The sequence below is a fragment of the Candidatus Hydrogenedentota bacterium genome (genome assembly GCA_013359265.1).
Taxonomy (GTDB): Bacteria; Hydrogenedentota; Hydrogenedentia; order Hydrogenedentales; family SLHB01; genus JABWCD01.
Window position 1 is genome coordinate 63,443 of the sequence record JABWCD010000016.1, and the last position, 22,708, is coordinate 86,150.

Sequence of the window (22,708 nt, forward strand, 5' to 3'; positions counted from 1 at the left end):
GATCGTCGTCTCCTCGAGTGATAGACCAGCATGAACATGTCCAAGCCAGCGGATTCGCCCACTCGCATCCATATTGTTCGTCTTTGCATCACCGCCTTTGCGATCGTCTGGGCGACCCAAATCTACGGAGTCGTCGGGAACTCTCCCGTACTGGCGTGGTTGTACGTCCCCCTCCTCATCGTGTGTACATTTCGTGTATCACTGTGGGCGCTTGCCTTCATGTGCGCGCTCGTTGCAAACGAAGTGGGCGGGGGCCGGTTTCCAATCGCCGAGTTAGGGACCGCGGTGCAAGCCGTGTTCCTGCTTGATTTGGCTTGGCGCCGCACCGTGTTGCGGCCTGCGCCCGCGCTATCCACGCTCGCGACCGCCTATCTCGCGTTCCAACGCGTCGCCCGTACGTGCTTCATTCTCGTGTCGATAATACTGGTCACGTCACTCACCGTCCGTGGTGTGCCCGCCCTCGTCAGCGCGCTGTGGGCCGTTTCAATGCTCACGGTCGGCCTGTCGATTCCGGCGAAACCCCGGTTCCGGTGGAAGGCCGCCGCCGGCACTGCCCTCGTTACGGTTCTCTCGACCGTAATCTCCGGCGCTGTGCTCGAAATGGGCGCGCGCATTCTGTTTCCCATGGCGAAGCCGATCCCGCCCGTTTCCGTATATGACCCGGACACATGGTGGACACTTGGGCCAAATTCACACGGCGAGTTTCAATTTCCAACCAATCCGTTGGGCGCCCCCAAGACGATGGGAACCTTCACCGCGGATACCTCCAGTCAGGGACTTCGCGACCGCGACTACGGGCCGAAACAGCCCGGCGAATATCGAATCCTGCTGATCGGCGATTCTTTCACCTACGGTTGGGGTGTCAACGAGGACGACATGATCTCCCGCCGCCTCGAAGCGCACCTCAACAGCGCCGGCGGTTCGCGCAAGTTCACCGTCATGAATGGCGGTGACGAGGGTTACGGCCCGTGGCAGGAGCGCATCCGTCTCAACAAGATCGGATTCTTGCTCGAACCCGATCTCGTCATCGCGCAGCTCTTTCCCGCGAACGACGTGGACAACTCGCTCGCCAAGATCGGCAAGCACATGCGCGCATATTCCACGACCTGGCAGCAGATACTCGAGAACCGCAGGCACTGGGGCGCATGGCAGGTCCGTGCCCATGAGTGGTTTCGCCGCCACAGCGCCGTCTACAACCAACTCCTCGTGACCACCGGCAAACCCGCGCTGCTCGTCGAGACCCTCGACGCGATCCGGTTCCTCGAACCCAGCCGCATTCCCCCGGCGAAGGCCAGCGTCGATCGCCCGTTCTGGCTCGAGATCCAGCTCAAGGATTGGTACGACGAATTGAACGAGGGCCAGGCCATACTCGAATCCGACGTGCTCGGCATGCGAGAAGACTGCCGCGCGCGCGGCGTCGACTTCCTTGTCTACACCGTCCCCGACATCAACAGCGTGTGCGACTTCTCGTGGGAATGGAACATGAACTCGGTCGAGGACCCCGCAATCTACGAGCGCGGCGTCGACATCGCGATCACCGGCGAGTTCTACGCCCGCGAAAATCTCGACTACATCGATCTACCTGCCGCGATGTTGGCGCATCCCGACCCCTGCGAACTCTACTTCGGCAACGACGGCCATCTCACCCCCAAGGGCACCGACTTCGCCGCACGGACGATTGCCGCTTATCTCCTGGCAGATGCCTCCCCAATCAATAACCTGGATTCGAAAATCCCAAACTGATCGGATGGGGAAGCCCCGCTGCGCACGTAGTCCCTACGAATAGTAGACCCACGCCTCCGTTCCGCTTTCGAGTGTGACCCTGTGCCGCGCGTACAAGTCGCCCTCGTACATGTCGATCCGGTTCAACTCGTCCTGCGTCACTTCGATGACGCGCCCATCGACCCGGCCATCAGCCTCCGGCGCAAGATTGGGAAACGAATCGGTCCCGTCTTGCAGCGTGGTCTTCCGATACCCACGCAATCGGTCCGGCCTGCCCGGGATGGCGCGCCCCAGCACGGCTTCCTGCACGCCCGAAATCAACAATGTGCCATACGCAAACACAAGATGGTTCATCGGTCTCCACCTAACCCATGGCTGCGATGCCACCGCCAGTGTACCGTATTAGGCCATCCTTAGCCAGCTATTAGTACATTCCTTGATATCCAAAAGTCTCGCCGTTCAGCCCCGCCCCCGCTGCATTGACCCGCCCGCGCGCCGAATGGCACAATTCGACCGGTTTGTTACCCGCCCACGCGATTCAATAACACCGAAAGCGAGGATTCGATGGACACCCTCAGGTTCGATACGCCGGACGGCGACGACGAAGAAAAGGAAGAAAAGAAAAAAGAAAACGGCATGCTCAGCCACCTGCTCAAGACGCGGACAGTCGTCCTCACCGGGCAGGTGGACCAGGAAATGGCCGAGCGCGTCATCTCTCAACTCGTCGTCCTCGATACGGAATCCCACGACCCCATCAAGGTCTTTATCACGTCCCAGGGCGGGCACGTCGACTCCGGTTACGCCATTCACGACGTACTGCGCTTCGTCGAGTCCGAGGTTTTCTGCATTGGCGCGGGCTGGGTCGCGAGCATCGCCGTCCCCATCCTCCTCGGTGCCCGCAAGAAGTCGAATCGCCTCGCCCTGCCCAACACCCGCTTCCTCCTCCACCAGCCCAGCGGCGGCGCCGGCGGCCAGTTGCAGGACATCCGCATCGAGGCCCAGGAAATCCTCAAAATCCGCGAGAAGATCAACGATCTTATCTCGAAGGAAACCGGCCAAAAAATCGAGAAAGTCGCCCAGGACAGCGACCGCAATTTCTGGATGTCCGCCGAGGAAGCGATGCAATACGGCCTCATCTCCCGCATCGTTGCCAACGCGAAGGACGTAAAGTAACCCGACCTACCTGGACAAGCGAAGCAGCCGGCGCATTCATACCGGACTTACACCTCCCACGGCGGCCTGTACGTCCTTTCGGTCGTTTGGGTCCTTTACGTCCTTTGCCGCCCGCGGCAATCTGCCCCCCCCGCTATTTCGGCGACAGCGTCACGCTCCCGCTGAACGCCTGCGCGTCGATGCTCGCGGAACCCGAACCCAACTTTATGTCGAGCGTTTTCCCGGGGCCGTCCTCCAACTTCACTGCCGTCGGCCCGCCGAGGTTATTGTTGATGCCGCCGCTAAACGTCTGCGCGTGAACACGCGCCGACACGTCGGCGGGCAAATTCAGTCGAACACTCCCGCTGTGTGTGCGTGCCCGCAACTTCGCGTCCGGCGCAAGCCCGCCCGTGTACGAAACGCTGCCGGAATTCGACCTGCCCTCGATCTCCCGCGGGGTGACGCCGCTAATCTCAATGCTGCCGCTGACCGACGACGCCCGCGCCGTTTCTCGGACCGTCTTGATGTGCACGCTGCCGCTGGTGCTTCGCCCCTCCACGTCGCCGAAATCTCCATCCACCTCGACGCTGCCGCTGAAACTTTCCGCCTGAATGTCCCCCGAACCGTTTATCGAACGGACGCTGCCGCTCACACTCGATGCCTCGACATCGCCCTTGCAGTTGTCGAGACGGACGCTGCCACTCGTGCTCTTCGCTTCAATGTCGCCCGAACAATTCTCGACGCGGACACTGCCGCTCGTACTCTTCGCAATGACGTCGCCCGTGATTCCCGCCACGCGCACGCTGCCGCTAATGGTCACTAATTCGACATCGGCCTTGATGTCGCGCACCTCGATTGACCCTGAGATACAATCGACAACCAGTTCGTTGCCCACGGGAATCTGAATCACGAGGTTCGTTTCCCCGACGCGTCCGCGCTTCGGCAACACTACGCGCACTTCCGTATCGTCGTCTTCGTGCGTGAATTCGAGCCGCTCGACATTGTTGCCCAGCGTGCCCGACACGCGCACCTCGTTCCGGTCCCAGCCCGCCACGTCGACGCGCCCCTTCACGTTCGACACCTCGACGGTGCCCGTTGCGCCGACCGTACGGACCTCGTCAATCGCCGTATCCGCAAACGCCATCATCGCGACCGCCATCGAAGCGAGCGCTGCCGTGCTTACCCGCATCATGCGTTTTCCTCCCGCGGAAGTTCCGAGATGCGCGCCAGTTGGTGGAGCAACTCGACCTCCTGGTCGTGCATCGCCACCAACGAACGAATCAGACTGTGATTGCCCGGGTCGTTCGCAAGCGCCATTTCGATTTCCTTAATCGCGCGGTCAATCGTCGCGAGGCTGTCATCGACCACCTGCAACGTCTCCGGCGCGAGGTTCGGCCGCGCCGCATCGAGCTTCTCGATCAGCGCCTCGCGAACGATCGCGTACTCGAGTTCGATCTGCTTATAGCCCGCAAGCTCCGCCTGCGGCGCAGGCCCTTCGGCGTCGTTCCCCTGGGCCACACCCACGGGGTTCGGCGCAGTACCGTCTTGTTCCTCAGGCGTATCGCCGCCGCCCGGCGTCACACGGCCATCCGCGTCGCCGGTCCGCGCCACGTTCGTCTCCAGCCCCGGCGCATTCGCCACCTGCCCTTCGCGCCCGTACCACATTCCCGCCGCGAAGATGACCGCCGCCGCGGCCGCCGCCAGCGATGCGCGATACACGGTCCGCAACGCCGTCCGCGCCGATTCCTCCCGCCCGCACACCCGCTCGCACAACCGCGACTCGATGCCCTGCCACAAATCGCACCGCGGCACCGCCGCCTTCGGAAGGTGCTTCGCCTCGTCAAGCAACGCGCGCAACGCGCGCTCCTCCGCCCGAAACGCCGGGTCGCGCTCCAACTCCAACTCGACCTCACGCGCTTCCTCGACGGACAACACCCCGTCGACGTAGTCGTTCAGTCTTTCGTATCGCTCGCTATTGTTCATGGCATTACGCCCCTAATTCGCCCGTCAGACCTGACCATCCAAATTCATGCTCTCGTTCGTATTCGTACTCACAACTGCGCTTGTCCACGAAAGCCGATCCTGCCATATTCTCGTGCTCGTGCTTCGTAATCGTGCTCGTAATCGTAATCGAAAACTCGACTCTCGCTTCCCGCAAACACCCACGCCTGTCGATACAACTTCTTCACGCCGCAAGACTCCCGCCGCAGTTTTCTACTCGTTGCGAAGTTTCCACCCCGTAACGCACTCTTGAAGATCTCCGCTGTGTACTTCCTCCGCGCATCTGGCATTTTTTACTCGATACGAAGCTTCCACCCCGTAACGCACTCTGGCATTTTTTACTCGATACGAAGCTTCCACCCCGTAACGCACTCTTGAAGATCTCCGCTTTGTACTTCCTCCGCGCATCTGGCATCCGCCTACGAGCACGACCGCGCGAAGCGCACATGACTCGACAGACCCATCCGCTCCCTCCCGATACCCGATACCCGATACCCGATACCCGATACCCCATACCCGATACCCCATACCCGATACCCGATACCCGATACCCGATACCCGATACCCGATACCCGATACCCCGTCCTCACGCCAACTGCTCCCGCAACAACCGCCTCGCACGGTGCAGATGCGCCTTCGACGTCCCCTGCGCAATGCCCGCGATCTCCGCGATCTCCTCGTGCTTGTACCCCTCCACGTCGTGGAGGATAAACACCTCCCGCGCGCCCGGCGGCAGCGCCGCAATCGCCGCCTCCAGGTCCGCCCGCAATCCCGGCCGCTGCCCCTGCGCCGGGTGCCCGAGCGATTCCAAATCGTCCGTCCCTACGACCCGCGCCTCCCGCCGTTGCTGCGACCGCTTGTCGCCCAGCACCACGTTAAACGTCAACCGGTACAGCCACGAGAAAAACTGGCTGTCGCCCCGGAACGACTCGAGCCGTTCCCACGCCCGGATAAACGCCTCCTGCGTCAACTCCTCCGCCAACGCATGCTGCCCCGTCATCCGCAGACATAGCCCATACACCCGGTTCACGTGCAACCGGTACAACTGCTCAAAAGCCCGCCGATCGCCGTCCTGCGCCCGGCGCACCATCATCCCATCGTCCAACTCGGCAGTACTCTCCGCCACACGCATCCCGCTAGGTCGTCCCGCTATAACGGCTTGGCAACATATGCTCACATCCCCTGAGATACCCCCGCCGCCACAAGGGTTTAGATGGAAATCAAGGACGTGACCTCAATTACAGTCCAAGCCTGCACCGAATACAAAAAGTTCCAGGCGTCCGCATTCGATTTTCGTAGCGCCCGGCTTCCACGCCGGGCGTCACCCGGGACTGGCGCGGTCTTTCGCGCAGGCCTTGCGGCTTGTCCTCCACAGCTTTAGCGAAGGAGGAAGCGAAACACGGTGCTTGTCTCTCTCTCGGCAAATTGATCAGGTTTCCTCGTTACGAAATTTCCATTTCGTAACGCACTCTTGAAAAGCTCTGCTTTGTGTCTTTCAGCGCCCACGCCAACATAGGCGAAGACGCGCCCCTCGTTGCGTAACCGCCTACGCCAGCCCCAACTGAACCTCGACCGAACGCCCAACTGCATCCATATCCTCCGACGAAACCTGCGCCAACTTCGACGATAACCTCGCCTTGCTCACCGTCATGATCTGCGTCGCGAGCGCTTTGCGCTGTTCGCCGTTTATAGTGACATAGGCCTCGCCCGGATACAGCCGCGAAACATTCGTAGTTAAAGGAACGACCTGCACGCGATTTAGGTGTTTGTTCGACGCGTCGTTGCTGATGATGATCGCGGGCCGCCGCTTCTGAATCTCGCCACCGATCGATGGATAAAACGACACCCACCAGACCTCACCGCTCGTCATCGTTCACGTCCCCAAGCGTGCCCTCGATCCACTCCAACGCTTCTGCCGCGTCCTGCTCGTCTTCGGCAAGTTCGCGATACCCCTGATCCAGTTCTTTGTCGATCACGTGAGGCCGAACCAGCATCTCAATGAAATGGCTGATTCGGCGCCGCCCAATCCGCTGGTGCAAGCCCGCGTAAACGTCTTCGTCGATAGATATGGTGAGCTTCTTATTCATAACCCAATTATACGTACAGCATACGTATAGAAAAAGGGACGCGGAAATTCGCCTTTTTTTCTCGTCACAAGATTTCCATTTCGTCACGCGCTCTTGACTTGTCCGCCGAAGCGGTATCAGCGAAGGGAAGGAAAAGCTCCGCGTTGTCCGGCGCACTTATCCCGCCAACGACCCGGGAAAACGCGCCGACATCATCGGCACGGTCCATCGTTCTAGTCCTACTTCGCTGATTTCTCCGAATCGCACGCCGTCTAAGCGCAAGCAGCGTGAGCGCTTCCGCGCAAAATACGAGCGGGCGATTCGATCGCAAGAACCACGCCTGCGTACTGTTCCGCCATCTTGCGCAAGATAAGACACTGCCGCCTTAATCTGGACAGTCTTCTAATCCAAAATCCAAAATCCAAAATCCAAAATAAGCCCGGGGCGCTCAATTACGAACCTCGCGTTGTAGGACTAGGTATATAATGAGGCCGTACGTTCCGGGGACCGACAAATCGCCGTAAGCCCGTCTTACGGCTCTGGGGATGCGCCATGAACAAATCCGTTTTCGCCGCAATACTCGCTGGAATCGCCGTATGCGCCGGCTGCACAAGCACCGCGAAACCGGACCCGGCCATGGCCGGCAAACGCATCGGCGTGTACGACTCCCGCTGCGTCGCCGTCGCCTTCGCCGGCAGCGAAAAGCACGAAGCCAGCCTTCGCGGTCTGGACGAACCGGCCATGCGCGCAGCGCAGGCCACGATGCACGAACAGGGATTCAGCACCGCTCCCGTGGACGACATCCTCGCCCTGTACTCCGATGAAATCGCAGCGCTAAAAACGAAGCACAACCTCGACGCGCTGGTCTCGAAATGGGACAAGTCCACGCTGGACCGATATGCAGGCGCCGCACAAATCGACGTGACGGACGAACTCATCGAATTTCCGAAACCCAACGAACAACAACGCCGCTCCGCCCTGGAAATCAAACAGCACAAACCCATCTCCCGCGAAAAAGCCCGCAACATGAAGCATTAAGGATCGCCCGCGTCCTTTTAGGTCCTTTTCGTCCTTTAGGTCCTTTTGTCCTTTTGGGCCACTCCCCAGCGGGCTGCCACCGGCTGTGTCCACGGCCCAACGCCACCTTCACCGCACCGACGCAACCAATCCGACCCCTCCGGCAGCCCCTGCAGACCGCCCCTCCTATACTTCCCATACCTCCCATAATTCCCATTCGCTCAATCCCCCTTTAACACCAAGCGGCCTATAAGTAAACGCTTATAAATAGGAAACTTATACAAAATTAGTCAACCAATTACCCCTCGTCTTGTAAAATTCCTCGTATCGCCAACTGTCAACCGAACATGGCGCAATTCGCGGCAGCGTCAGAACCGCCTTCACCCCCTCGCGACCCCCCCGCCACGGCCTCCCCAGCCCCCAAACCCCAGACCCTAAACCCGCTCCGAAGTGCAACACCGTGGGCATAGTATTAAGGGAGGTCGAGCAATCGGGATTCCTCCGCGAATCACCATAGCGCGTCGCGCGTCCGTCGCCCTGCGCGTAGAACGCGATGCGGCCTATCCGATATACTCTCCGATTGTTTCCACGACCCAAATTACCGCTAGCAGGGGAATGTCATGGCCAAGAAGTTGATGGTGGTCCCGTCCGAAGTCCGGAAAGGGGGCGTACTCGAACTGGGGTCCATCCCGGTCAATACGTATGCAAAGTCCCTCCAGGACGAGCTCAAGTCCAACAAGGACATCACCCCAGCGCGCTGCCTGCGCGCGTTCCGCGACATGGCGCTCATCCGCGAATTCGAGACCATGCTCGACGACATCAAGAAGCTCGGCGCGTACCAGGGCATCGAATACAAGCACGCCGGCCCCGCGCACCTGTCCATTGGCCAGGAAGGCGCCGCCGTCGGCGAGTGCTTCCACCTCTCGATCGACGACCACATCTTCGGCAGCCACCGCAGCCACGGCGAAATCATCGCGAAGGGCCTCGCGGCGATTCACGAGGTCAAAGGCAAGACCCTCGACAAGATCATGCGCGAGTATTTCGGTGGCACAATCCTCGGTATCGTTGAATCCGGCGGCAAAACTGAAAAGCCGCTCGCCATTGGCAGCAACGGCAAGGCCACCTTCCGCGCGGACGACGAGGAAGAACTCGGCATCGACTACCTGCTCTACGGCTTGCTCGCCGAAGTCTTCGGGCGTGAAACCGGCTTCAACAAGGGCATGGGCGGTTCGATGCACGCCTTCTTCATGCCCTTCGGCGTGTTCCCGAACAACGCCATCGTCGGCGGCAGCGCGGACATCGCGACCGGCGCCGCGCTCTACAAGAAAATCCTGCGCAAACCCGGCATCGCCGTCGCCAACATCGGTGACGCGTCGATCGGTTGCGGACCGACCTGGGAAGCGTTCGGCTTCGCGGCCATGGGCCAGTACTCGAACCTCTGGGACAAGGAATTCCGCGGCGGACTACCCATCATCTACAACTTCATGAACAACTTCTACGGCATGGGCGGCCAACCCATCGGCGAAACGATGGGCTTCGAACGCCTCGCGCGCGCGGGCGCCGCAATCAATCCCGAAAACATGCAGGCGGAATGCGTGGACGGAAACAACCCGCTCAGCCTCGCCGACGCGTACAAGCGCAAGATCGAGACAATCAAGAACGGCGGCGGCCCGGTGCTGCTCGAAGTCGTGTGCTATCGCCAGAGCGGCCACTCGCCCAGCGATCAGTCGTCGTATCGCGAACGCGAAGAGATCGAACTGTGGAAACAGGTCGATCCGCTAATCGAGTTCGGCGGACGCCTCGTCGAGGCCGGTGTCGCGAAGGAAGACGATCTGAAAGCAGTCCGCGAATACGCTACGCGCAAAGTCGTCAAGGCGCTCACACTCGCGATCGACGACGCGAAGTCGCCGCGCATGACGCTTGGCCCGCACATCGGCCTCGAACCCATCATGTTCTCGAACCAGATCGACGAGAAGTTGCCAGGTCTCCAATTCAAGAACGACGTGCTCATCCCGCTCGATCAGAATCCGCGCGTGCAACAGATCGCCAAAAAGTCGCGCAGCGGCATCGGTCCGAACGGTGAGATTCTGAAAGAAGGCAAGGCCGTTAGCTTCCGCGACGCCGTGTTCGAAGCGATCGTCCACCACTTCTACAACGACTCGCGCATCGTCGCCTACGGCGAAGAAAACCGCGACTGGGGCGGCGCCTTCGCCGTCTACCGCGGCCTCACCGAAGCGCTGCCATACCACCGCCTCTTCAACTCGCCCATCAGCGAAGGCGCCATCGTTGGCACGGCGGTCGGCTTCGCGCTCGAAGGCGGAAAGCCGCTCGTCGAATTGATGTACTGCGACTTCATGGGCCGCGCGGGCGACGAAATCTTCAACCAGATGGCGAAGTGGCAGGCCATGTCCGGCGGCTACTGCCATATGCCCGTTGTGCTGCGCGTGTCCGTCGGCAGCAAATACGGCGCGCAACATTCGCAGGACTGGACCGCCCTTTGCGCGCACATGCCCGGGTTGAAAGTTGTGTTCCCCGCAACGCCCTACAGCGCGAAGGGCCTCATGGCGACGGCGCTCAGCGGCAGCGATCCCGTCGTCTTCTTCGAGAGCCAGCGCACCTACGACGTCACCGACCACTTCCACGAAGGCGGCGTGCCCGCGGAATACTACCGCCTGCCCATCGGCGAACCAGCGATCGTCAAGGAAGGCAACGACCTCACCATCATGACCTTCGGCGCAACCCTCTACCGCGCGCTCGACGCCGCCAAACGTCTTGAAAGCGAATTCGGAATTTCGGTGGAACTGATCGACGGTCAGTCACTCGTACCGTTCAACTACGACGTGCTCTACCGCTCCGTCAAAAAAACCGGCAAGCTCATCCTCGGCAGCGACGCCTGCGAACGCGGCAGTTACATGCACACCATCGCCGCCCAAATCACCCAACTCGCCTTCGACTTCCTCGACGCCCCCGTCTGCGTCATCGGCGCCGAAAACTGGATTGTCCCCCCCGCGGAATTGGAGGATTCGTATTACCCCCAACCCTCCTGGTTCCTCGACGCCTACCACACCCAGATCAAACCACTCCCCGGCTACACACCGACGACGAACCGCTCGACAAACGAGTTCATCTCTCGCGCGCGTTATGGAGTGAGGTGATCGACAGTGCTTTCTCCTAAACTCAAAAAGCGATACATAGATCACTTTGATGAATTGATTCGTGAGGGAGAGCGTATTCAAGCAGGCAGAAAGACGAAAGACTACGTGTACGATCATGGAGACCCAGAGCACGGTCTCGACCCAATTATTGAATCCACCGAAGAGATCGATAGCGCCGCGTTTTATTCGTGGAGATCCCGTTGTACGACGTTGCTTGAAAATGTTACTCGCCAAGGCAGCGTGCATACCGCACGTGTAGACGAAACCTCGAAGATTAACGAGACACCGCACGCAATAATGAAAACCCTCGGCCATCTTCGCGCAATGAAGCAAGACCTTGAAGATGGTTTTATGGATGATTTGTCAATTCGCATAGAGTCGGAGGTTGCGTCAGACTATTTGGCACAAGCGGAACAATTACTCAGCGAAGGCAAGTCAGGAACTAATGAACATATCCCTGCAGCCGTGCTGACTGGTGCCGTACTTGAAAAGGCGCTTCGAACACTTTGTGACAAGCAAACTCCCCCAATTCCAACTACGAACCCGGACGGCAAACCTAAGACTCTAGATCCACTGATCACCGATCTAAAAAAGTCTGGCTTGTACGAGGAGTTCAGAGCGAAGCAACTTCGCACTTGGGCAGCCTTACGTAATCACGCCGCGCATGGCCAATTTGGTGAGTTTACACGACACGACGTTGAACAGATGGTAGCAGGAGTAACAAGGTTCTTGGCCGATTACCTTAGCTGACTCCGCCGATCGGCCCTCGTTTTATCGGTGAATCAAGTCGACTGGATCAAGAGAAACCAATGAATCCCGAAACGAACTTCGATAGATTCCTCGACGAGCAACTGCGCGATCCAGAATTTGCACGCGCCTTCAACGACGCAAGTCACGCTTGGGACATTGCATTAAAGCTGACTCACCTTCGAGAGTCTGCGGGAACCTCGCAGCATGAACCTGGTCCGCGTGCAGGGGCATCTTCGGAGGGCGGGTTTTCCAGCCCGCCAGCATGCAAGCCAAAGAAAAGAGGCGGGTTAGAAAACCCGCCCTCCGAAGATGCCCCAATGGACGAAGAGGTTAATTAACCTTCTTCCGCCGCTCCATCATTTCGCGCCAGGTCGACAGAATAAACTTCTCGTCCTCGATGAACTTCTTGAACTCGGGATCCGTCATCACCCGCGTATCGTTCAACCGCGTTTCGCTGGAACTCGTAAACAACGGCCAATCCTGATCCGGCACCGCGCAGTGCATGATCACCATGGTCACGCCCGGCTTCATCTGCCGCAGCGCGTCCATCAGGTTCTGCTTCTTCTCCGCGAACGTCTTCCAGCCATAGGTGCGGTTCAGCAGATCGTCGAGCACCGGCAAACCGCCCTGCCACACCTTCTCCGCCAGTTCCTTGACCTTCAGTTGGCGCACGATGTCCTGCTCGTCTTCCGCGATGAACTGCATGTGCCCGCCCATGATCATGATCGGTATCTGCTTCTCGATGCCGACCTTAATGTACGCCTCGGTGTATTCCGGCTTGGCGTACAGCGTGCCCATGTGGGTGTCGAGGTGCGTGATCGGGATGCCAAGCGTCTCCGCGCGATCGATCTGCGCCCGGATTTCCTTCTCGACTTCCTCCGCGCTCGCGTGCGTCACCACGGAGATGACGTTCGACCACATGCATCCTTCCGGATCGACCAGACCCGGCACCGCAGCCTTGCCCGCCAGCGGCGCCCACCGGTAATTGTGCCACTCCGACGTCAGCGTCAGGTGCAAGCCATTGTCGACGTTCGGGTGCTCCTTCAGATAGCCCGCGAACTCCGGCACCCACGGGCACGGCATCATCGTGCTGACCGACGTCAGCACGCCGTATTCGAGCGCGTTGATCGCGCCCTGGTTCTGCCCGTGCGACATCCCCGCGTCGTCCTCGTGGATGATGAGGACCCGCGACCCCTTCGGCCAACCCAGCCGCTCGGCATACGTCGGCGCATCATCCTGCGCAATCGCCGTCGCCGCCAACCCGCACATCACTAGAACGAAACTACACCACCGCTTCTTCATGAAAACCCCACTACTTCCAATTGACCCGCACTTGGGTCCCCTGCGTTGTTTGTGCCCTTTTGCCCTTACGTCGATGCCGCCGCGCGCTGAAACGCCCGCACAATCGCGTACTTCGTCTTCGATCCCGGCAACTCACCCGTCACCGCATCCGCTATGCGCACATCCAGCAGTCCGCGCCGCCGCTGATAGTAGTAGACCCAGAAGGGATACCGCAAGACTTCGATCGATACAAGCGCGCCGATGGTCAGCCTGCGTACGCGGTGGTACCGCAGCAGCCACTTGTGCGCATTCGCGCGCGCAGTCGCCTCGGCCCGAGCGGGGGACAAATCCGGCTCCGGCAGTTCTCCGTCGGGGACGCCGCTTCGCACCTGATTTTCGGCAAAGAACAGTGCGAATTGCGACGAATAGGCATCGACGGTAACACACGCGGTTTCGGGACCGCGAATGCCGTGCATGGCAAAAGTCATCAGGTACTGAGGCATCCAGACAAGTTCGAGATAAGGCAGCGCACGAGCAGGTGCGAGTGGTTTGCGAAAACTGGGGAGTAACGCGCCGACGAGAATATCAATGCGGAATGCAATACTACTCTCGATCTTTGCGCGCGCGGTTTCCGCGCTAATGGTGGCCGGAAGGTGTTTCACGGCCGGCAAACGGGAATCAGCGCTTGACGCGCTTCAACAGCGCGAACCCGCGCCACACCATGCCCGCACCGACAACAAATAGCGCCGCCGTCGCAAAGAGGTTGACGATTTGCGCGTGCCTGCTGTGCCATTCCCAGAAATGGCCCAACCCGACCGGTATTGCGAGCAGGAGCACAAACCCGCCGATGATGAGAAACGTTTCGGCGTCCCGTTTCGTGTGGTCGACTTGTTCCGGTTCCATGATTCGGCTCTCAGCTAGGTGAAGTAAAAATAGACAATTAAGTGCGGCACCATGGATGCGATGGTCCAGAACCGCAAATCGTGATAGAAATGCTTGCTCGGCGCGTCGAGGTTTACGTAGTCCTTATTCAGCGTAAACACCCAAATCATCGCGCCGATAAAAAGCGCGATGGCGCCTGCGGTTGCCCACGGTTCGTAGAGGTTCTCGATGGCCCCGTGTATCGGCGACAATACAGGCTCCAGAATAGGTTTGAACACCGGCGTTACAAAGTCCGAAAGTGAACGCGTTGTGGCCTCATGCGCGACTTCGGCAACAGCTTCTTCCGCAGCCATTAGTTCACCCTATCCAGCAGCACGCGCTGCACTCTGCCGTCTTTCATAACTTGTCCGAATATCAATCCATGAAGTTTGTCGTCAGGCTCAGGCTTCGTTAGCAGGCTCACGACAATCGTCACCGCCGCGGAGAACACAAACGACCACCACGCAACGAACAGGAAGGGGTCCTCGTATGGAAACAGTCCCTTCGTATTATTGAGAATAGTCGTGAAGCACACACCCAATACCATACCCGCAAGTCCACCCCACTGCGTCGCGCGTTTCCACAGTATGCCGAGGAGAAGAATGGCAAATACCGGCCCCTGGAACATCGCCAGCGCCGTCTGCACAAACGAATACATGCTCTCGTGCTTGATAATCCATGGCGCAATCAGCGCAGCGCCCACGATGAACACAACTGTGAAGAATCGACCGATCGTCAGCGCGTGACGCTCCGTCGGATACTTTCCGGTAGACAGATGGAGCGCGCGACCATAGATATCGGTCGTCCAAATGGTCGTCGCGGAATTCAGCGACGAGTCTACGCTCGACATGAGCGCCGCGAAGAGCGCGCTGAACATCAAGCCTGTCAGTCCCGGCGGAAGTATGTCGTGAATCACACGCGGTATCGCGTCATCGCCGCGCTCGAGTCCGGGCACGAGCACGACCGCAGCCAATCCAGGAAGCGCCACCATCAGCGGAATGAACGCTTTCAGAAATCCGCCGAACAGCATACCGCCTTTGGCGTCCCATTCCGAACGCGCGCCGAAGCACCGTTGCACAACGGCCTGATTGCCGCTCATGTACGCCGTGGCCATCACAAGGCCCAACCCAAGTACAATTCCGGTCCACGGGTAAGGCGTACTCGTCGAGTTGGGCAACAGGATGGTGAAATGGTCTGCGTGGCCCTCCATCGCGAGAATCTTTTCCTTCATCCCGGCCCAGCCGCCAGCTTCCCAAATGCAGAGCACGGCCATCGCCAGACCGCCGATGAACATGACGATCATCTGGATAACGTCTGTCATCACGACGGCAGCAAGCCCGCCTGAATACGTGTAAATACCGACGATGAACACCATGAGCCAGAGCGAAAACTGGAAGTTCCAACCGAGGACCGTATTCAACAACTTTGCAGTCGTGCCAAGCATCACTCCCAACATGACGAAAAGGAAGATGCCCCAGAGCGTGGCGTGAATCATTTGGACCGCGACATTGTAACGCTTCCCGAGGAATTCGGGGATGGTGTACACGCCCGAGCGCCAGAAGTAGGGAATGAATAAGAACGCCGCGAACACCATCGCGGGCATCGAACCCATCCAGTCGAAGTTTGCAACCGCGATTCCGTACGTATACGCCGCGCCGCCGACAAAGATGAAGTCCGTCGCGCCGATGTCGCTCACGACGATCGACATGCCAATCGCCCAGAAGGGAAGGCTTTTACCGGCAAGGAAGAGGTCGCCCGCGTTTTTTACGTACTTGCCGTAGTACGTGCCGATGACGAACACACCCGCCATGTAGAAAATGATGATGGCGTAGTCAATATTCGCCAGGCCCTTAATGGCCAGTTGGGTAGTATCCATCGGGTCCCCTTACCGCACCACCTCGATCCGCGTTTGCGCACCCTCGAACGACGGAACGGGCGGAGTATGACAAAAACCGGCGGCGCGGTTCAACGGAGCGGGCGCTTATACTTCACATGTCTCGGCGTTCGCCGCGTCGCAGTCCGCGTCCTCACCAACGCTTCGGAACTTCATTTTGTCGGGCGCTATCAGCCCGCAAGACACAACCATCTTTACCGTTTCCTCGACGCTCATTTCCGCGGAATGAACCTGATCCGGCGTGAACAACTGTAGCAGGCCAACCGAGATGTTTGGCGCGGTCGGCATGAACACTCGGTGGTACGATTCGCCGGTTGTTGTGCGGGTCTTTCCAACGAGGAATCCCGCGGTGAATACCCCTTTGTACGGAAATTCGACAATAACGGCTTCCTGAAATCCAGTCCCGCCCTTCTTAAACAGAAGCGTCTCGACGATCTGTTTCGATGCGCTGTACACGGTAGCGATCAACGGGATTCGGTCGATGATCGCTTCGCCGAGCCGAATGAGCCTCCCCCCGAGGACCCACGTGGCAATGTAGCCCGTCACGTAGAGTGCCGACAGCATAATCGCAATAGACAGCAGCGCTGTCACAATCGGCACCGCTTGCTCCGGCACGTATTCCCGCACTGGCCGCAGTACAGGGGCCGTCACAAACTCAATCCGGCCAGCCGTGAAATCGTACAGAAAATTGACGACGAACGCGGTTATTGCCAAGGGCACCAAGACGAAGAATCCGGACAGAATCCGCCTGCGAAAAACGTTCTTTGTAAACTGCCAGAGCGTCATACGCTTCGGGGCGGCGGCCGGAACAGCGCGACTTGCCCCGCCCAACTGCGAGTCCCATGCCGAGGGCGGATTCGCCAATTCCGGGGACGTGTCAAGGATGTCGGGCACAAGGATGCCCGCAGACATAACGCCCTTTACCGCGTCCTCAACGGACATATCAGATTGCTGCACGCTCGATGCGTGAAACATTTCAAAGTAGCCGCTGGTAGGGTTTGGCGTGGTCGGTATAAACACGCGGTAGTGCTCGCCCCGTCCTTCGATCTGCGTTCGTCCCATGACGAAGGCGATCGTCTTAATGCCCGGGCCCGGGAAATTGACAATGACCGCCTCCTGGTAGGCGGGGGCCGACTCGTCCTTCGGCTGGACCAGGTCGATGACCTGTTTCGAGGCGGCATAGATGGTCTTCACGAGAGGGATGCGCTGCAGGATTGCTTCGCCCAGGCCGATAAACCGCCTGCCCACCACAACCGCCGCAGCCACTCCGATGATATACAGCATCGTCACAAACAGGACCACCGAAATGACCACTACTGCGTAGGGGACTGCGTACTCGGGAATCGGAATGCTGAATCGCCGGACCAGGGGCGCGAGGTTTGCGGCCGTAAGTTGGTAGCAGAGAATCAGCGCGTACGCCGTGATTCCAAGCGGGACCAGGACGAGCAGCCCGCGGAAGATGTAACCCCGAACGGTTGTGCGCATGCGGTCGAAGGCGGTTTGTTTCGTGGTACGCGGAGTGGACTTCTTCAAGGCGTGTATCTCTCCAAGTTTGGAACGCGGCGCGCTATTTTACATGAATGCCGTTCCCCAATGAATTGCGCCAGCCACGCGAAAGGTTGCCGTGTTCGGTATGTGCGCTGAAACGGGTGCGGAGTCGGGGGAATTCCCGCCGCTGCCGTATTTTTGACACAAATTGTCACTCGGTCCCGATTATTGTAGCCGATTTGGCGCAATTCTCACTTCAATCCGTTCGCGGTCCTGCTTCCTATGGTGGTGTCGTAAAAGGACTTATATTCTCTCTATTACAGTTGGCACGTTTCGTGTGTCTAGCGGGATGTTCGCCAAGGGGGCGAACGTGGAGGCGGCCCGGAATTATGACGGGCACGACAGGAGAGGGATAGCGATGACGCGGCGCACCGGATTCACGTTGATCGAGCTGATGATTGTAGTCGCAATCATCGCGATAATCGCGGCAATCGCCATTCCGAACCTGCTCCGCTCGCGCATGAGCGCCAACGAGGCGAGCGCCTCGGGTTGCATGCGCACGATTTCCACTGGCCAGGCGGCGTTTCAGACCGCGGCCTTTGTCGATAGCGACGGCAATGGGCAGGGCGACTACGGCACGCTGGCCCAGCTTGCGGACCCCGATGGCGGCGGCAGTACGCCCCCGTTCATCGACACCGTCCTCGGCTCGGGCAACAAGGAAGGCTACGTCTATACCGTGGCCGTAACGCTTGGCGCCGCCGCAGTGACCCCTTCGTACACTTGCACGGCAGTACCGTCGGCATCCGGGCGTACCGGGTATCGTCAGTACTTTGTAGACGAGTCTGGAGTAATTCGATTCACCAGTGACGGGAGCGCGGTAAGCGTGGCTTCGCCTCCCTTGAACTAAAGTTCTTCTCCCCACCCACCCACACCGCACCTGACGGCCGGGGGCCTTGGCTCCTTCACCCCGGCCGTCAACCTCTTTTTGGGGCTGTAGTTCATCCAATCGGACTGTTCCAGATTCAATAAGAATGGAACTTCAGTCCAAAATGGAACATATTGGTTTCCGCTGAAGCGAGTTTTTGTCCATACTCGGGGTACAATTGGGAAAACTGCGTACGGCGTCGCCGCTGGAGGGGCGGCGAAGTAGTTGGAGGTGCGTCATGGAGCAAACAGGGGGCGCCGGAAGGCGCAGCTTGGCGTTGTTGGGGTCTTATGTGCCGCGCCGATGCGGAATAGCGACGTTCACGAAGGATCTTCACGACGCGCTAATCGGCGCTTCGAACGGTGCGGCAGATGTGTCCGTTCTGGCAATGGAAGACGTTGCGGAAGGGTACGACTACCCGCCGGAAGTCCGGTTTCAGATTCAGGCACACCGCCGTGCCGACTACTTGAGTGCCGCCGGGCTCCTCAACATCAATAAGATCGACGCGCTTCTCGTACAGCATGAGTTTGGGGTATTTGGCGGCCCGGACGGATCCTACCTCTCGCACCTTACGAACCGGCTGCGCATGCCAATCATTACCACGTTGCACACGGTCCTGTCCGACCCCACACCGGGCCAAGCCAAAGTACTGCTCGAATTGGCGCAACGCACCGACCGGTTTGTCGTCATGTCGAACCACGCGGCGCAACTCCTCCAACGCGTATATGAGATTCCTCCGGGTCGAATAGTGGTCATCCCGCATGGAATACCCGACGTAGCTTTTGTCGACTCAGCGTTTTGGAAGGACCAGTATGGGCTGGAAGGTCATCACGTTTTGCTCACGTTTGGCCTGTTGTCCGCCGGAAAAGGTCTCGAGTACGCGATTCGGGCGTTGCCGGAGATTTGCGAGAAGCATCCGAACGTGGCATACGTTGTCCTGGGCGCGACGCACCCGCATGTGCTGCGGCGTGACGGCGAGGCGTACCGCACCGCGCTCGAGCGACTCGCCGAAGAACTGGGGGTGTCGCAGTCGGTCATTTTCCACAATCGCTATGTCTCGTTGCGTGAACTGGTTGGATTCATCTGCGCAGCCGACATCTATCTCACGCCGTACCTGAACAAAGCGCAGATCGTGTCGGGGACTCTTGCATATGCGGCGGGCGCAGGCAAAGCGGTGGTGTCGACCCCGTATTTGTATGCGGAGGAGCTGCTGGCTGATGGGCGGGGCAAGCTGGTCCCGTTTAGGGACTCGGACGCCATTGCGAGTGCCGTTATCAGACTTCTGGACAACGAAACCGAGCGCAACGCGATGCGCAAGTGCGCCTACGTGCATTGCCGGGACATGGTCTGGAATGAAGTCGGCAACAAGTATATTGCGCTGGTAGACGAGGTCTTGGCGGAGCACCAAAAGCGACCTAAAGCGAATTTCTTTCACCGAGCGAAGTATTCGGCACTCGACACGCTCCCGGAGGTCAACCTCTCCCATCTGCGCGCCATGACCGACACGACCGGGCTATTTCAACACGCCGTATATTCTGTTCCCGATCGGCGCCATGGGTACTGCACTGACGACAATGCGCGCGCGCTGCGAGTGGCGATCATGCACTACGATCTGTACCAGGACGAGTCCGTGCAGCCGCTCGCAAGTACTTACCTGAGCTTTCTCCATTTCGCGCTCAATATGGAATCGCGCCGCTTCAGGAATTTCATGAGTTATGACCGGCGCTGGTTGGAGGACGTAGGCAGCGAGGATGTCCACGGGCGAGCGATTAGCGCGCTAGGATGCGCCGCGGCGTTCGCGCAAAACGAGTCCATCCGGAATTTTTCCGTCCAATTACTGCACGAGTCCCTGGAACCTGTAGAACAGATGCAATCGCCACGGGCCCTCGCGATCACGGTCATTGGCCTTCACGCGTACTTGACCACCTATCCGGGCGACCGGACAGTGCGGCGTTTGCGCGACGAATTGGCCGCACGAATCTTGCGCCAGTTCGGCGAGGTGCAGTCCGGCGACTGGCCCTGGCTGGAAGATGTTGTGGCGTATGACAACGCGAAACTGCCTCACGCACTGATTCTCAGCGGACAGTGGGTGCCGAACCACGAAATGATCGACCAGGGACTGCGGTCGCTCGAATGGCTGGTTGCAAAGCAAACGGCGAAGGGCGGCCGAATAACGCTCATCGGCAACAACGGGTGGATGACGCGCGACGGCCATCGCGCGCGTTTCGATCAACAGCCGATAGAGGCGATGGCGATGGTCGAGGCGTGCGCGGAAGCATACCGTTGCACACGTGAGCAGATCTGGCTCGATCGCACGCGCGCGTTTTTCGGGTGGTTTCTCGGCAATAACGACACGCAGTCGGTGCTCTACGATTTTTCGACGGGAGGGTGCCGAGACGGTTTGCAGGCGGATGGCCCAAATCTCAATCAAGGCGCCGAGTCAACGCTTGCGTGGCTCATTGCGCTGCTGACACTACACGACCTGAACAGAAGCGCACACGATGACGACGACGCGAAGGGAAGATCGAAGAAACACAGCATAATGCCACTACCCCAGAGGGCGATGGACGCCCATCGCGACAGCCTGTGAACCGCGCCGGCACGCGGCTCACACTACAGAAGAGGCCATGTGCGGCCCGATGAGTACCAATTCTTATCCGACTCCGATCGTTGCGTCGGAACGATTCCGCTTTCGTTCGCTTCCTGTGACACTCGAAAGTGACGACAAACGCGTTATCACGCTCCCGTTTATGGCCGGGACGGCGTCGCGACTTTTCGATTTAGTAGAACGAATCAAGAATCTGCCGACTGAAGAGGCCGAGGAGTGCCTTGCGCAGGTGCGTCACCAATTTTCGCATCGGCACGAGAACCTGGAGGTCGTGTTTCTCGAGCACTTTGGATTGGCAGCCCGGCTGACGGGTCTCACGGAGCATATTTCGGCGGTCAAGCAGCTATTGATTGGCAGTTACTTCACGATGGAGTACTCGTTTCAATCCACGGCATTGTTCAACCCGTCGATTGTGCCGCATCCGGATCAATCCAACATTCCCGAAGGCGCGACGCGATTCATAATGAGCCTGCGAGCAACGGGCGAAGGGCATGTTTCGTCCAGCGTATTTCGGACGGGCGTCATACAGCCGGACGAAAGTCTGGTCATGGACGAAGCGCCGCGGTTTTCGGCCCGCACACGACTCGCGCCGGACCACCAGTACAGCAAGGCGATGTTTCGCAGAAAGCTCGTGGAGATGTCGGCTTTCATGGATGCGGCTGACTTGGTGCTTGCGCGATTGGAAGACACGTTCACGTTCGTCGATTTGGAGCGTGCGATTCAATCGTTCTCGGACGCTGGCGGCGAGCACGCCGATCGTTCCGAAACTATCGAGAGCATGTTGTACCTCGCGCGATCGAACTACCAACTCAAACTCGGACCCGAAGCCGATGTGTCGCACTTGGTATTGTTCCCGCAGAGCGACAGCGAATCGCGCGGCATCGAAGATGTCAGACTCGTGCGCTTTGTCGACGATGACACCAAGGTGACATACTACGGGACTTACACGGCGTTCGACGGAATCCACACGTTGCCGATGCTGTTTGAGACGGACGATTTCAAACGCATTCGCATTCACACACTGAATGGAGCGTGCGCGATAAACAAGGGGATGGCCCTGTTTCCGCGCCGAATCAATGGCCACTATGCGATGTGTTCCCGGATCGACGGGCATCGGCTCTTCATTATGTATTCCGACATGGTGTACTTCTGGGAAACGGCGGAACCGATCGCGGAACCGAAGTACTTTTGGGAACTGCGGGTGATCGGAAATTGCGGATCGCCGATCGAGACTGAGGATGGGTGGTTGCTGCTCACGCACGGCGTCGGCCCCATGCGACAATACGCGATCGGGGCAATGCTGTTCGATCGCGATAATCCCGCGAAAATGATTGGACGCCTCAGGCATCCGCTGATCATGGCGCCCGAAGATGAGCGCGAGGGCTACGTGCCCAACGTCGTTTACAGTTGCGGCGCGATGCGCGTGGGGGACCGTTTGTACGTTCCCTACGGCGTTGCGGACGAAAAGACACGCATGGCGTCGGTTTCGCTGCGCGGTTTGATCGATCAGATCAAGAGCGACGGGCCGTAGCGCTTGGCGCCGGTCGGGCACGTACGCCGAGGACGTAATCATCGTCGCGTGACTCCGAGGTCATTTGTGTACGCGCGACTTCAGTGCGCGAGGGGTGCTTCCGGTCATGGTTGCCGGGCGAGTAAACCTCCCTGCTCTATAGCCCATCGTGTTGCACTGTCGATTGATCATGGAAACACGGAAACACGGGTGAGGTG

General features: G+C 59.1%; 20 protein-coding genes. 8 read left to right on the forward strand and 12 right to left on the reverse strand.

Annotated features, from left to right (window positions below):
• Positions 1–30 precede the first annotated feature (30 nt).
• Positions 31–1,743 carry a hypothetical protein gene (locus HUU46_14975; protein NUM54948.1) on the forward strand — a complete coding sequence of 571 codons (1,713 nt, stop codon included), beginning with the start codon at positions 31–33 and terminating at the stop codon, positions 1,741–1,743.
• 33 nt (positions 1,744–1,776) lie between these two features.
• Here HUU46_14975 and HUU46_14980 read toward each other — a convergent pair whose 3' ends face one another.
• Positions 1,777–2,076: a gamma-glutamylcyclotransferase gene (locus HUU46_14980; GenBank protein ID NUM54949.1), complete on the reverse strand. Its 300-nt coding sequence runs from the start codon at positions 2,074–2,076 to the stop codon at positions 1,777–1,779.
• A 210-nt stretch (positions 2,077–2,286) separates the two neighbouring features.
• Between HUU46_14980 and HUU46_14985 the strand changes: the two genes are divergently transcribed.
• A complete protein-coding gene (locus tag HUU46_14985) occupies positions 2,287–2,895 on the forward strand; it encodes an ATP-dependent Clp protease proteolytic subunit (GenBank protein NUM54950.1) in 609 nt (202 codons plus the stop codon).
• A 133-nt stretch (positions 2,896–3,028) separates the two neighbouring features.
• On the opposite strand, the gene HUU46_14990 is transcribed toward HUU46_14985, so the two are convergent.
• From HUU46_14990 to HUU46_15010, 5 genes are all read right to left on the reverse strand, one after another.
• A complete protein-coding gene (locus HUU46_14990; GenBank protein NUM54951.1) occupies positions 3,029–4,066 on the reverse strand; it encodes a DUF4097 family beta strand repeat protein in 1,038 nt (345 codons plus the stop codon).
• Complete coding sequence (locus HUU46_14995) at positions 4,063–4,857, reverse strand: hypothetical protein (protein ID NUM54952.1); 795 nt, start codon at positions 4,855–4,857, stop codon at positions 4,063–4,065. Before HUU46_14995 ends, HUU46_14990 begins: the two co-directional genes overlap by 4 nt.
• 604 nt (positions 4,858–5,461) lie before the next feature.
• Positions 5,462–5,968, reverse strand: coding sequence for an RNA polymerase sigma factor (locus tag HUU46_15000; protein ID NUM54953.1), 507 nt, complete (start codon positions 5,966–5,968; stop codon positions 5,462–5,464).
• A gap of 453 nt (positions 5,969–6,421) precedes the next feature.
• On the reverse strand, positions 6,422–6,745 hold the full coding sequence (locus HUU46_15005) for a type II toxin-antitoxin system PemK/MazF family toxin (GenBank protein NUM54954.1): 324 nt from the start codon (positions 6,743–6,745) through the stop codon (positions 6,422–6,424).
• Positions 6,732–6,962 (reverse strand): addiction module antitoxin, encoded by a 231-nt coding sequence (locus HUU46_15010; protein NUM54955.1) that lies wholly within the window; start codon positions 6,960–6,962, stop codon positions 6,732–6,734. Before HUU46_15010 ends, HUU46_15005 begins: the two co-directional genes overlap by 14 nt.
• A gap of 531 nt (positions 6,963–7,493) precedes the next feature.
• Between HUU46_15010 and HUU46_15015 the strand changes: the two genes are divergently transcribed.
• The 3 genes from HUU46_15015 to HUU46_15025 all read left to right on the forward strand — a co-directional run bounded on the left by HUU46_15015 (position 7,494) and on the right by HUU46_15025 (position 11,863).
• The gene (locus HUU46_15015) at positions 7,494–7,979 is read left to right on the forward strand and encodes a hypothetical protein (protein ID NUM54956.1); all 486 of its coding nucleotides are present in this window, start codon (positions 7,494–7,496) and stop codon (positions 7,977–7,979) included.
• 599 nt (positions 7,980–8,578) lie between these two features.
• Positions 8,579–11,113, forward strand: coding sequence for a dehydrogenase (locus tag HUU46_15020; protein ID NUM54957.1), 2,535 nt, complete (start codon positions 8,579–8,581; stop codon positions 11,111–11,113).
• 6 nt (positions 11,114–11,119) lie between these two features.
• Positions 11,120–11,863, forward strand: a complete 744-nt coding sequence (locus HUU46_15025) for a DUF4145 domain-containing protein (protein NUM54958.1) — start codon at positions 11,120–11,122, stop codon at positions 11,861–11,863.
• 330 nt (positions 11,864–12,193) lie between these two features.
• Here the strand turns inward: HUU46_15025 and HUU46_15030 are convergent, their stop codons facing one another.
• The 6 genes from HUU46_15030 to HUU46_15055 form a co-directional block, all read right to left on the reverse strand.
• Positions 12,194–13,165, reverse strand: coding sequence for a ChbG/HpnK family deacetylase (locus HUU46_15030; GenBank protein ID NUM54959.1), 972 nt, complete (start codon positions 13,163–13,165; stop codon positions 12,194–12,196).
• A gap of 65 nt (positions 13,166–13,230) precedes the next feature.
• On the reverse strand, positions 13,231–13,806 hold the full coding sequence (locus tag HUU46_15035; protein NUM54960.1) for a hypothetical protein: 576 nt from the start codon (positions 13,804–13,806) through the stop codon (positions 13,231–13,233).
• A 16-nt stretch (positions 13,807–13,822) separates the two neighbouring features.
• Complete coding sequence (locus HUU46_15040; protein ID NUM54961.1) at positions 13,823–14,047, reverse strand: hypothetical protein; 225 nt, start codon at positions 14,045–14,047, stop codon at positions 13,823–13,825.
• 14 nt (positions 14,048–14,061) lie between these two features.
• Entirely contained in the window at positions 14,062–14,379 is a 318-nt protein-coding gene (locus HUU46_15045; protein ID NUM54962.1) for a hypothetical protein, read from the reverse strand.
• Complete coding sequence (locus HUU46_15050) at positions 14,379–15,941, reverse strand: sodium/solute symporter (protein ID NUM54963.1); 1,563 nt, start codon at positions 15,939–15,941, stop codon at positions 14,379–14,381. Before HUU46_15050 ends, HUU46_15045 begins: the two co-directional genes overlap by 1 nt.
• A 105-nt stretch (positions 15,942–16,046) precedes the next feature.
• Positions 16,047–17,492, reverse strand: a complete 1,446-nt coding sequence (locus tag HUU46_15055; GenBank protein ID NUM54964.1) for a DUF502 domain-containing protein — start codon at positions 17,490–17,492, stop codon at positions 16,047–16,049.
• A gap of 373 nt (positions 17,493–17,865) precedes the next feature.
• Here HUU46_15055 and HUU46_15060 point away from each other — a divergent pair, with 373 nt between their 5' ends.
• The 3 genes from HUU46_15060 to HUU46_15070 all read left to right on the forward strand — a co-directional run bounded on the left by HUU46_15060 (position 17,866) and on the right by HUU46_15070 (position 22,511).
• A complete protein-coding gene (locus HUU46_15060) occupies positions 17,866–18,354 on the forward strand; it encodes a prepilin-type N-terminal cleavage/methylation domain-containing protein (protein ID NUM54965.1) in 489 nt (162 codons plus the stop codon).
• A 256-nt stretch (positions 18,355–18,610) separates the two neighbouring features.
• Positions 18,611–20,962 carry a glycosyltransferase gene (locus tag HUU46_15065; GenBank protein ID NUM54966.1) on the forward strand — a complete coding sequence of 784 codons (2,352 nt, stop codon included), beginning with the start codon at positions 18,611–18,613 and terminating at the stop codon, positions 20,960–20,962.
• Positions 20,963–21,209: 247 nt separating this feature from the next.
• Positions 21,210–22,511, forward strand: coding sequence for a glycosidase (locus tag HUU46_15070; protein NUM54967.1), 1,302 nt, complete (start codon positions 21,210–21,212; stop codon positions 22,509–22,511).
• Positions 22,512–22,708 lie beyond the last annotated feature (197 nt).

Excerpts from the sequence above, each read along its gene's own strand:
- HUU46_14975 (NUM54948.1), top strand. The coding sequence starts at position 31 with ATGAACATGTCCAAGCCAGCGGATTCGCCCACTCGCATCCATATTGTT.
- HUU46_14980 (NUM54949.1), bottom strand. The coding sequence starts at position 2,076 with ATGAACCATCTTGTGTTTGCGTATGGCACATTGTTGATTTCGGGCGTG.
- HUU46_14985 (NUM54950.1), top strand. The coding sequence starts at position 2,287 with ATGGACACCCTCAGGTTCGATACGCCGGACGGCGACGACGAAGAAAAG.
- HUU46_14990 (NUM54951.1), bottom strand. The coding sequence starts at position 4,066 with ATGATGCGGGTAAGCACGGCAGCGCTCGCTTCGATGGCGGTCGCGATG.
- HUU46_14995 (NUM54952.1), bottom strand. The coding sequence starts at position 4,857 with ATGAACAATAGCGAGCGATACGAAAGACTGAACGACTACGTCGACGGG.
- HUU46_15000 (NUM54953.1), bottom strand. The coding sequence starts at position 5,968 with ATGATGGTGCGCCGGGCGCAGGACGGCGATCGGCGGGCTTTTGAGCAG.
- HUU46_15005 (NUM54954.1), bottom strand. The coding sequence starts at position 6,745 with ATGACGAGCGGTGAGGTCTGGTGGGTGTCGTTTTATCCATCGATCGGT.
- HUU46_15010 (NUM54955.1), bottom strand. The coding sequence starts at position 6,962 with ATGAATAAGAAGCTCACCATATCTATCGACGAAGACGTTTACGCGGGC.
- HUU46_15015 (NUM54956.1), top strand. The coding sequence starts at position 7,494 with ATGAACAAATCCGTTTTCGCCGCAATACTCGCTGGAATCGCCGTATGC.
- HUU46_15020 (NUM54957.1), top strand. The coding sequence starts at position 8,579 with ATGGCCAAGAAGTTGATGGTGGTCCCGTCCGAAGTCCGGAAAGGGGGC.
- HUU46_15030 (NUM54959.1), bottom strand. The coding sequence starts at position 13,165 with ATGAAGAAGCGGTGGTGTAGTTTCGTTCTAGTGATGTGCGGGTTGGCG.
- HUU46_15040 (NUM54961.1), bottom strand. The coding sequence starts at position 14,047 with ATGGAACCGGAACAAGTCGACCACACGAAACGGGACGCCGAAACGTTT.
- HUU46_15045 (NUM54962.1), bottom strand. The coding sequence starts at position 14,379 with ATGGCTGCGGAAGAAGCTGTTGCCGAAGTCGCGCATGAGGCCACAACG.
- HUU46_15050 (NUM54963.1), bottom strand. The coding sequence starts at position 15,941 with ATGGATACTACCCAACTGGCCATTAAGGGCCTGGCGAATATTGACTAC.
- HUU46_15060 (NUM54965.1), top strand. The coding sequence starts at position 17,866 with ATGACGCGGCGCACCGGATTCACGTTGATCGAGCTGATGATTGTAGTC.
- HUU46_15065 (NUM54966.1), top strand. The coding sequence starts at position 18,611 with ATGGAGCAAACAGGGGGCGCCGGAAGGCGCAGCTTGGCGTTGTTGGGG.